Below are 10327 nucleotides of genomic sequence, written 5' to 3' on the forward strand. Positions count from 1 at the left end.
GTCGTGATGTTCTACCGCGGTCATTGGTGCCCCTATTGCCGATTGAACGTGCGCGCGGTGATCCAGGCACAGGACCGGATCAAGGCGCTGGGCGGCCAGACGGTCGCGATCATGCCCGAGACGCAGAAATATGCCGAACGGTTCAAATCCGAGTCCGGCGCGCCATTCCCTGTCCTGACCGACCTCGACAATGGCTATGCGCTGTCGCTCAATCTCGCGATCTGGCTCGGAGTGGAAATCCAGCGCTTGCTGTCCTACCTGGATCTGTCGGATTTTCACGGCAATGACGGCTGGGTGCTTCCGATCCCCGCGACGTTCGTGGTCGGCCGGGACGGGCTGGTGAAGGCGCGATTCGTCGATCCGGATTTCCGCAAGCGGATGGAGATCGAGGATCTGATCACCGCGGTGCGGTGCGCCAGCGAGTCACACTAGGCTCAGATAGCAGCCCGACGCATCCTCACGCGTTCCCGCTCTTGCTCATGAACTGTTGCCAGTCGGAGCCACGTAGCAGTCGCATGACGGCCGACGCCACCGCGGTGCGCTGGCGCCCGGCGACGCCGTAGAGGTGAACCGTGCGCCGCGAATCCAGCCCGTCGACGCTCGCGCGCTTCAGCGTATCGGGAATCGACGCGGTGTGGGGGATGACGGCCACGCCGATATCGGCCTCCAGCAACTCGATCAGGTCGCGTTCCGACGAAATCTCGTGGCTGCGATCGACGTCGATGCCATGCTCGCGAAGGGATTTGCCGAGCCGACCGGAATGTTCGCAGTAGCTGCGGGACAGCCATTGCTCGGTCCGCAGGTCGTCGAACCCGATATGGTCGCGGCCCGCCAGCGGATGCCGCCGGTTGACGACGAGATCGAAGTTTTCGGTGAACAGCGGCCAGATATCCAGCCGCTCCCAGTCATCGCCGAGCTCGGCGGCGATGCCGAGTTCGGCCTCGCCATTCTTCAGGAATTCGCCGACTTCGTCGCTGCTGCCGCGCAGGAATTTGAATTCCAGCCGGTTGAACTGCCGCTTGATCTGGTCGAGATGCGGGATCAGAAGCGACAGGTCGATCGAGTGGGTCAGCGCGATCCTGAGCGCGCCGATCTCGCCGCTCTTGAACGAGGAGGCGAGCGAGCGCGCGCCGCTGGCGGCGTCGTAGCATTGCTGCAGCAGCGGGTGCATCCGCAGCCCGAGCTCGGTCAGTTGCGCCGCCGGCCGTTCGCGCCGGAACAGGTCACCGCCGAGTTCGGCCTCGAGCTGCTTGATCGCCCGCGTCAGCGACGGCTGGGTGACATTGCAATCCTCGGCCGCGCGCGTGAAGTTCAACAGTCGTGCGACGGCAAGGAAATACCTGACCTGATGCATTTCCATGATCGTGCTGCCCTGTCTAATCCCGGCAAACTAGCCGAAAATCCCTGGCAATGACACCCTGCCGCATAGCGGCAGCCTATGGTTTCGGAAGCCAATGGGCATTTCCGTATATCCCGCGCGCCGGGCAGATTGGGCCCGGATGCACCGCGCCGCGCGGCGCCGAATGCGGGAAAGGGATTGTCGTGAACATTCAGTTGAAAACGCAGGATGGGTCAGTCACAAAACCGCTTGCCGGCAGGGTCTCGCTGGTCACGGGTTCGACCAGCGGCATCGGGCTCGGCATCGCCCGCGCGCTGGCGGCGGCGGGTTCGGCGGTGGTGCTGAACGGCCTGGGCATCGCTGCCGAGATCGCCAGGACCAGGGATCAGATATCGGCCGATTGCGGCGTCAAGGTCGGCTACTCGGCGGCCGACATGACGAGGCCCGAGGCGATCGCCGAGATGATCGCCGCCACGATCGGCGAGCACGGCCGGCTCGACGTGCTCGTCAACAATGCCGGCATTCAATATGTCGCCCCCTTGGACCAGTTTCCGATCGAGAAGTGGGATGCGATCCTGTCGATCAACCTGTCGTCGGCGTTTCACACCATGCGGCTGGCGCTGCCGGCGATGCGCCAGAACAAATTCGGCCGGATCATCAATATCGCCTCCGCGCACGGGCTGGTCGCGTCACCCTTCAAGGCGGCCTATGTCGCCGCCAAGCACGGCATCGTCGGGCTGACCAAGGTCGCCGCGCTCGAGACCGCGGAAGAAGGCATCACCTGCAACGCGATCTGCCCGGGTTACGTCTACACGCCGCTGGTCGAGGCCCAGATCGACGGCCAGGCCAGGGCACACGGGATTTCCCGCGAAAAGGTGATCCGCGACGTGCTGCTGGCGCAGCAACCGAACAAGCGGTTTGCGACGGTCGAAGAACTGGGCGCGCTCACCGTGTTTCTCGCCAGCGAGGCTGCGGCATCCATCACCGGCATTGCGCTGCCGGTCGATGGCGGCTGGACCGCACACTGAACTGTGAGCGTAACAAAACCAACCGGCTCGCGAACGTCCGGGAGCGAGATATCCGAAGGGAGCGTACCATGAACAACGTTCAGAACGACAAGCGTTTGCCGGCAAGGGGATCGCTGAAAGAGCCGGGTCAGATCGTGCTGGTGCTGCAGGGTGGCGGCGCGCTCGGCTCCTATCAGGCCGGCGTCTACCAGGCGCTGCACGAAGCCGGCATCGAGCCGGACTGGATCATCGGCACCTCGATCGGCGCCATCAATGCCAGCCTGATCGCGGGCAACTCGCCGCAGAACCGGCTGTCCCGGTTGCGGGAGTTCTGGAAGAAGATGGAGCAGAATCCGGTCTGGCATTTCCGCGACGTCTTCCCCGACTTCAACGAAAAGCTGTCCTATTGGTCGACGGTGACCAATGGAATTCCGGGCTTCTTCAGGCCCAATCCCCTTGCCCATGCCGGGGACAGCTATCCGCTCGGCGCCGATAACGCCGGCTATTATTCGACCGCGCCGCTGGAGCGGACGCTGACCGAGCTGGTCGATTTCGATCTGCTCAATCAATGCCGGCCGCGCCTGACGGTCGGCGCCGCCCATGTCCGCAGCAGCCAGATGCGCTATTTCGACAGCCGCGACGGCCAACTCGGCGTCAAGCACATCATGGCTTCCGGCGCCTTGCCGCCGGCGTTTCCGGCCGTTCGCATCGACGACGAGTTGTACTGGGACGGCGGGATTCTGTCGAACACGCCGACCGAAGCGGTGTTCGACGACAATCCGCGCAAGAACTCGCTGATCTTCGCGGTGCATCTGTGGAATCCATCCGGCACCGAGCCGACCACGATGGCGGAAGTGCTGAACCGGCACAAGGACGTTCAGTATTCCAGCCGGATCGCCAGCCACATCGCGCGCCAGCAGCAGGCGCATCGCCTGCGCCACGTCATCAACCAGCTTGCCGCCCGGCTGCCTGAAGCTGACCGCAGCAGCGAGGCGGTGCGGGAATTGGCGAGCTATGGCTGCCCGACGCGGATGCATGTGGTACGGCTGCTGGCTCCCCAGCTCGCACGCGAAAACCACACCAAGGACATCGACTTCAGCCCGTCCGGTATCATGCAGCGCTGGGACGCCGGTTACACCCACACCAGGGCGGTCCTCGCGCGCAAGCCCTGGATCGGCGAGTTCGATCCGCTCGCGGGGGTCATTCTCCACGAGCAGGCGGAAATCATGCCGGAGGCGGCGGAGTGACGACAGCCCGATGCGCGTTCATTAAATGCATGAAAAAGCTCGGCCAATTCCGTCTTTGGATTGGCTGAATCAAGTCCCGTCGGGCTCCGACCGGTGCCGGCACCAGTCACTTCGGCGAAACCGCATTCGAAGCGGCAGAAGCTCGCCGCAAACACTTAAAATCATTCAGTATTTCCTTGACCCGCCATTCGACCGGCGCAAACGGTCCCTTCTTGTGGTGGACGACATAATAGCTGCATAGGTAAGTCGTCCATCTCCGTGGTGACGAATAACACCCTCAACAGGCACCCTCGTTCCATCCCGAATGGTGCCTTGCAAGAAAGGGTCCAATTTGCTTCTGGCCAAAATGCCGGCGCAGCCGGGCAGGTTCCGGAACAGACCGCTTCCCTGTCAGGGCTGCGCGACCTAGGGTCACGCCGCGCCAAGGACAAAAGGGCCGCGCGAGGAGCTTCAAGGATGACATTAGCCGGTAGCGATGCGGGGAATTCGACAAGGAGCTTTGACGGCCTGCGCGTGCTGGATTTTTCGACCACGATCGCCGGACCTCATTGCACGCGGATGCTCGCCGACATGGGCGCGGAGGTCGTCAAGATCGAAACCGAAGAGGGCGAGACGATGCGCAGCCGTCCGCCGCTGCGCAACAATTGCAGCACCGCCTTCGGCCAGCTCAACATCGGCAAGAGGAGCCTCATCCTCGACTTGAAGTCGCCTGGGGGGATCGAGGTCGTTCGCAGGCTGGTCGCGAAAGCCGATGTTCTGGTTGAGAATTTCCGCCCCGGCGTGATGCGGCGGTTGAAGCTCGATTTTGCGTCGCTGCGCGAGCTCAATCCGCGGCTGATCTATTGCTCGATCTCCGGCTATGGCCAGACCGGGCCTTCGGCGGAACTGCCGGCCTATGCGCCGGTGATTCACGCGGCCTCCGGCTATGAGATGGCGCATCTGGCCTATCAGCCCGGGCGAAGCCGGCCTGACTATTGCGGCATCTACCACGCCGACGTCCTCACCGGCGTCTATGCCTTTGGCGCGATCTCGGCGGCGCTGTACCAGCGGCGCGCCAGTCATCAGGGCCAGCATATCGACGTCTCGATGCTGGAATCCATGCTGACCCTGACCTTGAGCGAATTGCAGTGGTCGCAATTCGAAGTGAAGCCGACCCAGCGGCCGATGTTCGGCCCGATCGAGACCTCGGACGGCTATGTCATGGTCGCGATCGCCAGCGAAAAAACCTTCCAGAGCCTGATGAAGGTGATCGGTCATCCCGAGTGGGTCGGCGATCCGCGCTTTGCCATCTATTCCGATCGCCGCGAGAACTGGGGAAGCCTGATGGAAGGGGTCGAGGCCTGGTCGCGCACGGTCCCGACGGTAAAATGTCTCGCCGCGCTGAATGAGCAGGGCGTTCCCTCGTCGGCCTATCGCACCGTCGCCGAAGCCTTGAAGGATCCGCAGCTCGCGCATCGCGGCGCGTTGACCGAGGTCGAGGACGGAGGAGGGACCTTCAAGGTCCTCAATTTGCCGTTCCGCATGTCCGGCGCCTCGGTGTCGGCGGCCAGGCGGATGTCGACGCTCGGCGAGCATACGCTGGCCTATCTGAAGGAGACCGGCCTGTCGGAGGATGAAATCGCGGGCTTTGCGGGCAAGCCGCCGATGGCGGCGCGCGGCTGAGGCGCGATCCCTGCGGCTTATGATCCGGCGGGCTGTTACGGCCTTGCCGGGAACGGCGATTCCAGACATCTTCGCGGCGGTCGTGAACCGATCCGGACCACCGGACGGACGCCCTCTGGAGGAAGCACCCATGAACGCGGCAACCCGCTCGCGCGCGTTTGCGCCGTTTTTTCTTGTGGCGGCATTTGGCGCCGCGCTGTTTGCGGTCCCCGCCAGCGCCCAGAAACAGGGCGGCAGCATCACCGTCGGCCTCGAACTCGATATCCCCGGTTTCGATCCGCTCAAGGTCGGCGTGTTCGATACCGCGGCGGCAACGGCGGCGGCCGCGATCTTCGACACACTCACTTTTCTCGACGACAAGGGCATGGCGCAGCCGAAGCTCGCGCTGTCCTGGACCCATTCGGATGACTTCAAGACCTGGACCTTCAAGCTGCGGCCCGGCGTCAAATTCCATGATGGCACGCCGTTCAACGCCCAGGCGGTCAAGGAAAATTTCGACCGCCAGAAGGATCCGGCCAACAAATGCCGGTGCGCGTTCTACATCGCTTTCATCCACGATGTGCAGGCGCCGGACGAACTGACAGTCGTCTACAATCTGAACGATCCGTCGGTGAATCTGCCCGCGATCCTATCGCCTCCAGGTTCGAACTTCGTGATCCAGTCGCCGACCGCGTGGAAGACCAAAGGCGACGACTACAACCGCAATCCCGTCGGTACCGGTCCCTATATCCCGAAGTCCTGGACGGCAGGCGACCGCCTGGTGCTCGAAAAAAACCCGGACTACTGGAACAAGGGCCGTCCCTACCTCGACCGGATCATCCTCAAGCCGCTGCCGGATTCGCAGTCGCGCTTCGCCAGCCTGCAATCCGGCGAGGCGGATATCGTCTGGGACGATGAATACGATGCGGACAATATCCAGAGGGCTCAAAAAGATCCCAAGTTGACCGTCCACACCTATGCCGGGTCCGGCGCCGCGGTCGCCGCCTTCAACACCAAGGTCGCGCCGTTCGACGATGTCCGCGTGCGCCAGGCGCTGGTGATGGCGATCGATCGCAAGAAGATGTCGCAGGCCCTTACCAATGGCCTGGCCCGGCCGGCCAGCAACCCCTACGGCGATGGCTCATGGGTGAAGTGCAAGGATGACGGCGCGCTGCCCTACGACGTTGAAAAGGCCAAGGCGCTGATCAAGGAATATGGCAAGCCGGTCGATTTCAAGATGCTCTTCACCGCGACGCCGCGCGGGCGCAATGCCGGGCAGGTCTTCCAGCAGTTCTGGAAACAGGTCGGCGCCAACATGGAACTGGAGCAGATCGATCAGGCTTCCTTCGTGCCGCGCGCCTTTATGCGCCAGTTCCAGTTGATCGGGTGGCGGATCGTCGATCTCGCCGACCCCGACGTCCAGATGTACGCGAATTTCCATACCGGCAGCCCGGTCGCTCTCGCCAATTACTCGAATCCGGAACTGGACAAATTACTTGAGCGTGCGCGCGTAACCGCCGATCAGGCCAAGCGGACCGAGGATTATTGCGCGATCAGCCGACTGATCAATCAGGAGGCGATCTGGTTCTGGACCTTCCAGAACACCTATTACGCGATCTCGAGCGCGAAGCTGAAGGGCCTGCCCAAAATGTATAGCGGGGTGGTCGACGTATCCGGCGTCTGGAAGGAATAGCCTTTCATGGCGGGCTTCATCGCGCGAAGGCTGTTGCACCTCGTGCCGGTCCTGCTCGCCGTCTCGATGCTGACCTTCGTCATTGCCTCGCTCTTGCCGGGCGACCTCGCCTACGTGATCCTGGGCGACCAGGCGACGCCGGAGAAGGTCGCGGCGCTGCGCCATGACATGGGGCTCGATCAGCCGATCTGGGTGCGCTACTTCGGCTGGCTCGGCCACGTCCTGCAGGGCGATTTCGGGCGGTCGTTCCGCACCGGGCAGACCGTGTTGCAGGCGGTGACCGAACGGCTGCCGGTATCGTTCGAGCTGATGATCCTGGCCGAGATCATCGGCCTTGCCATCGGCGTTCCGCTCGCGATCGCCTGCGCGGTGCGAAGCGGCGGCGCGTTCGATCGCATCATGACCAGCAGCGCCTTCAGCATGCTGTCGGTGCCGACCTTCCTGTCGGCGATTCTTTTGATCTACCTGTTCGCGGTCGAGTTGAGGTGGCTGCCGGCGACCGGCTACGTGCCGTTCGGGGAGGACCCTGCCGGGAATTTGCGGTTCTTCGTACTGCCGGCGTTGACCTTGGCGTTCGCCGAATGGCCGGGCATCATGCGCGTGCTGCGTTCCGACATGATCGCAACCCTGCAGGAGGACTACATCGCGCTGGCCAAGGCCAAGGGACTGAAGGCCTCGCGCATCCTGTTCGTGCATGCCTTGAAGCCGTCGTCGCTGACCCTTGTCACCATTACCGGAATCAATATCGGGCGGTTGATCGGCGGCGCGCTGATCGTCGAGACGATTTTTGCGCTGCCGGGGATCGGCCGGCTGCTGGTCGGCGCGATCTATACCCGCGACCTCATCATCCTGCAGGGGGTGGTGCTGCTGGTCGCCGCCGGCTTCGTGGTCATGAACTTCATCGTCGATCTGCTTTACGCCGTGCTTGATCCCAGGATTCGCCATGGCCACGCTTGAACTGACCATCGATCGGGAATTGACCGTGGCGCCGGTGCGGCGGGCGCGCCGGCTCGGGTCGCTGTTCTGGCTGGCGGTCGGCTGGATGGTGTTCGTGTTCGCGGTGGCGATCCTGGCCGACGTCCTGCCGCTGCCGAGCCCGACCGACATGGACATGCTGGAGCGGCGGGCGCCGATCTCGGCGCAGCATTGGCTCGGCACCGACGGCCTCGGCCGTGACGAGCTGGCCCGGCTGATTCACGGCGCGCGAATATCGCTGGTGGTCGGGCTTTGCGCGCCGGTGATCGGGCTCTCCTTTGGCGGCGCGCTCGGCATGCTGGCCGGCTATTTCCGCGGCCGCTTCGAGACGCTGGTCGTCGGCAGCATGGATGTGCTGCTGGCGTTTCCGCCGCTGATCCTGGCGCTGGCGGTGACCGCCTATCTCGGGCAGTCATTGCTCAACCTCACTTGCATTCTCGGCGTGCTCGGCATCCCCGCCTTCATGCGGGTGGCGCGGGCGTCGACCCTGACGCTGGCGCGGCGCGAATTCGTCATCGCAGCCCAGGCGCTCGGCGCCACGCATGCGCGCATCCTGCTGCGCGAATTACTGCCCAATGTGCTGCTGCCACTGCTGGCCTTCTTCCTGCTCGGCGTCGCCGTCACCATCGTGGTCGAGGGCGCGCTGTCGTTCCTCGGGCTCGGCGTGCCGCCGCCGATCTCGAGCTGGGGCAGCATGATCGGGGAGGGCCGCGAGAGCCTGGATGTCGCTCCGAGGCTCGCCTTCATGCCGGCGATCGCGATGTTCCTGACCGTGCTCTCCTTCAACCTGGTCGGCGACACGCTCCGCGCGTTCACCGATCCCAGGCAGGGCGTGCTGTGAGCGAGGCGACGCTGCTTTCCGTGGAAGATGTGTCGGTCGATCTGCCGACCCCGCGCGGCAATCTGCGCGCGGTGGACCATGTCAACCTGACGGTCGGCGCCGGGCGAACGCTGGGCGTCGTCGGCGAATCCGGGTGCGGCAAGACCATGCTCTCGCGCGCGATCCTGCAATTGCTGCCGGAGAAGGCAAGACTCTCCGGCCGGGTGATGTTCGACGGCCAGGACCTGCTGCGGCTTGCGCCGGAAAAGCTGCGCAAGCTGCGCGGCCGGTCGCTGGCGGTCGTGTTCCAGGACCCGATGACCTCGCTCAATCCGGTGCTGACCATCGGCACCCAGTTGATCGAGACGCTGCGGGAGCATCTCGAGCTCGACACCGCCGCGGCGAAGTGGCGCAGCGTCGAGTTGCTCGCCGCGGTCGGCATTCCCGCCCCCGAACAGCGGTTGACGCAATACCCGCACCAGCTCTCCGGCGGCATGCGGCAGCGGGTGGCGATTGCGATCGCGCTGTCCTGCGAACCGAAACTCTTGATCGCCGATGAGCCGACCACCGCGCTCGATGTGACGATCCAGGCGCAAATTCTCGATCTCTTGGCGCGCGAGCAGCGCCGCCGGCACATGGCGATGATCCTGATCACCCATGACCTCGGCGTCGTCGCCGGCCGCACCGATGAGGTCGCCGTGATGTATGCCGGGCGGGTGGTGGAACGGGCGCCGACGCCGGCCTTGTTCAGGAACATGCGCATGCCCTATACCGAAGCCTTGCTCGCGGCGATCCCGAAGATCGACGCCGCGCCGCATACGCCGTTGCCGGCGATATCGGGGCGCCCGCCCGATCCGACCCGGCCCATTGAAGGCTGCTCGTTCTCGCCGCGCTGCCGATACGCGGCGGGGCAGTGCCACACGGCGAAGCCACCGCTGGCAGAAGCCGAATCGCGGCAGCACCAATATGCCTGCTTCCATCCGATCGCGATCGCATCGGGTGTCTCCGCATGATGCAGCAGGCCGCGACCGCCGTTTTGCAAGAGCCGCTTCTAAGAGTGGAAAATCTCGTGGTCGAGTATCCGGTGGGTGGTCGGACCATCCACGCGGTATCCGGGGTCAGCCTTGAGATTGCGCGCGGCGAGACACTTGGCCTGGTCGGCGAAAGCGGCTGCGGCAAGTCGACGCTCGGCCGCGCGGTGCTGCAATTGCGCCGGGCGGTATCGGGCCGGGTGCTGTTCGACGGCCACGACCTGACCGCGATGCAGGGCGATACCCTGCGCAAGATGCGCCAGCGTGTGCAGTTGATCTTCCAGGACCCGATCGCCTCGCTCAACCCGCGGCGGCGGATCGGCGACATCATCGCCGAGCCGCTGGTGATCTGGTGGGAGGAGGAAGAGGACCGGCCGCCCACCTCGGTGCTGTTCGAGCGCTACGGCCGGCTGTTCCAGCGGGTGGCCGACGTGATCACCCGGCCGGTCCGCTACCTGGCCCCCCTGGCCCTGACCGCCCTGGTGCTGTGGATCACCTACGAGGCGGTGCACAAACGGGAGGCCCACAAGTACCTGGGGTGGACGAAGTACCCGGCCGCCGTGCTCGGCTACCC

At 64.4% G+C, this 10327-nt stretch carries 10 protein-coding genes; 9 read left to right on the forward strand and 1 reads right to left on the reverse strand.

Features of this window, described 5'->3' with window-relative positions; translation table 11 throughout:
* On the forward strand, positions 1-432 hold a 432-nt coding region (locus WCE35_RS04765), incomplete at its 5' end, for a peroxiredoxin-like family protein (protein WP_424592190.1).
* 25 nt (positions 433-457) lie between these two features.
* Here WCE35_RS04765 and WCE35_RS04770 read toward each other — a convergent pair.
* On the reverse strand, positions 458-1360 hold the full coding sequence (locus tag WCE35_RS04770) for a LysR family transcriptional regulator (protein ID WP_424592191.1): 903 nt from the start codon (positions 1358-1360) through the stop codon (positions 458-460).
* Positions 1361-1542: 182 nt separating this feature from the next.
* On the opposite strand from WCE35_RS04770, the gene WCE35_RS04775 reads away from it, so the two are divergent.
* From WCE35_RS04775 to WCE35_RS04810, 8 genes are all read left to right on the forward strand, one after another.
* Positions 1543-2367 (forward strand): 3-hydroxybutyrate dehydrogenase, encoded by an 825-nt coding sequence (locus WCE35_RS04775; RefSeq protein WP_424592192.1) that lies wholly within the window; start codon positions 1543-1545, stop codon positions 2365-2367.
* 68 nt (positions 2368-2435) lie between these two features.
* Positions 2436-3593, forward strand: a complete 1158-nt coding sequence (locus WCE35_RS04780) for a patatin-like phospholipase family protein (protein ID WP_424592193.1) — start codon at positions 2436-2438, stop codon at positions 3591-3593.
* A gap of 456 nt (positions 3594-4049) precedes the next feature.
* On the forward strand, positions 4050-5255 hold the full coding sequence (locus WCE35_RS04785; RefSeq protein ID WP_424592194.1) for a CaiB/BaiF CoA transferase family protein: 1206 nt from the start codon (positions 4050-4052) through the stop codon (positions 5253-5255).
* Positions 5256-5385: 130 nt separating this feature from the next.
* A complete protein-coding gene (locus WCE35_RS04790) occupies positions 5386-6927 on the forward strand; it encodes an ABC transporter substrate-binding protein (RefSeq protein WP_424592195.1) in 1542 nt (513 codons plus the stop codon).
* A gap of 6 nt (positions 6928-6933) precedes the next feature.
* On the forward strand, positions 6934-7884 hold the full coding sequence (locus WCE35_RS04795) for an ABC transporter permease (protein ID WP_424592196.1): 951 nt from the start codon (positions 6934-6936) through the stop codon (positions 7882-7884).
* Positions 7871-8743 (forward strand): ABC transporter permease, encoded by an 873-nt coding sequence (locus tag WCE35_RS04800; protein ID WP_424592197.1) that lies wholly within the window; start codon positions 7871-7873, stop codon positions 8741-8743. The genes WCE35_RS04795 and WCE35_RS04800 overlap by 14 nt, the downstream gene beginning before the upstream one ends.
* The gene (locus tag WCE35_RS04805; RefSeq protein WP_424592198.1) at positions 8740-9735 is read left to right on the forward strand and encodes an ABC transporter ATP-binding protein; all 996 of its coding nucleotides are present in this window, start codon (positions 8740-8742) and stop codon (positions 9733-9735) included. Before WCE35_RS04800 ends, WCE35_RS04805 begins: the two co-directional genes overlap by 4 nt.
* The coding region (locus WCE35_RS04810) for an ATP-binding cassette domain-containing protein (RefSeq protein WP_424592199.1) at positions 9732-10327 on the forward strand (596 nt) is incomplete at its 3' end. The genes WCE35_RS04805 and WCE35_RS04810, both read left to right, overlap by 4 nt.

The organism is Bradyrhizobium sp., from assembly GCF_049691595.1.
Lineage (GTDB): Bacteria > Pseudomonadota > Alphaproteobacteria > Rhizobiales > Xanthobacteraceae > Bradyrhizobium.

Coding starts and splice junctions, on each gene's coding strand:
- WCE35_RS04770 (WP_424592191.1), bottom strand. CDS start 1,360: ATGGAAATGCATCAGGTCAGGTATTTCCTTGCCGTCGCACGACTGTTG.
- WCE35_RS04780 (WP_424592193.1), top strand. CDS start 2,436: ATGAACAACGTTCAGAACGACAAGCGTTTGCCGGCAAGGGGATCGCTG.
- WCE35_RS04785 (WP_424592194.1), top strand. CDS start 4,050: ATGACATTAGCCGGTAGCGATGCGGGGAATTCGACAAGGAGCTTTGAC.
- WCE35_RS04790 (WP_424592195.1), top strand. CDS start 5,386: ATGAACGCGGCAACCCGCTCGCGCGCGTTTGCGCCGTTTTTTCTTGTG.
- WCE35_RS04795 (WP_424592196.1), top strand. CDS start 6,934: ATGGCGGGCTTCATCGCGCGAAGGCTGTTGCACCTCGTGCCGGTCCTG.
- WCE35_RS04800 (WP_424592197.1), top strand. CDS start 7,871: ATGGCCACGCTTGAACTGACCATCGATCGGGAATTGACCGTGGCGCCG.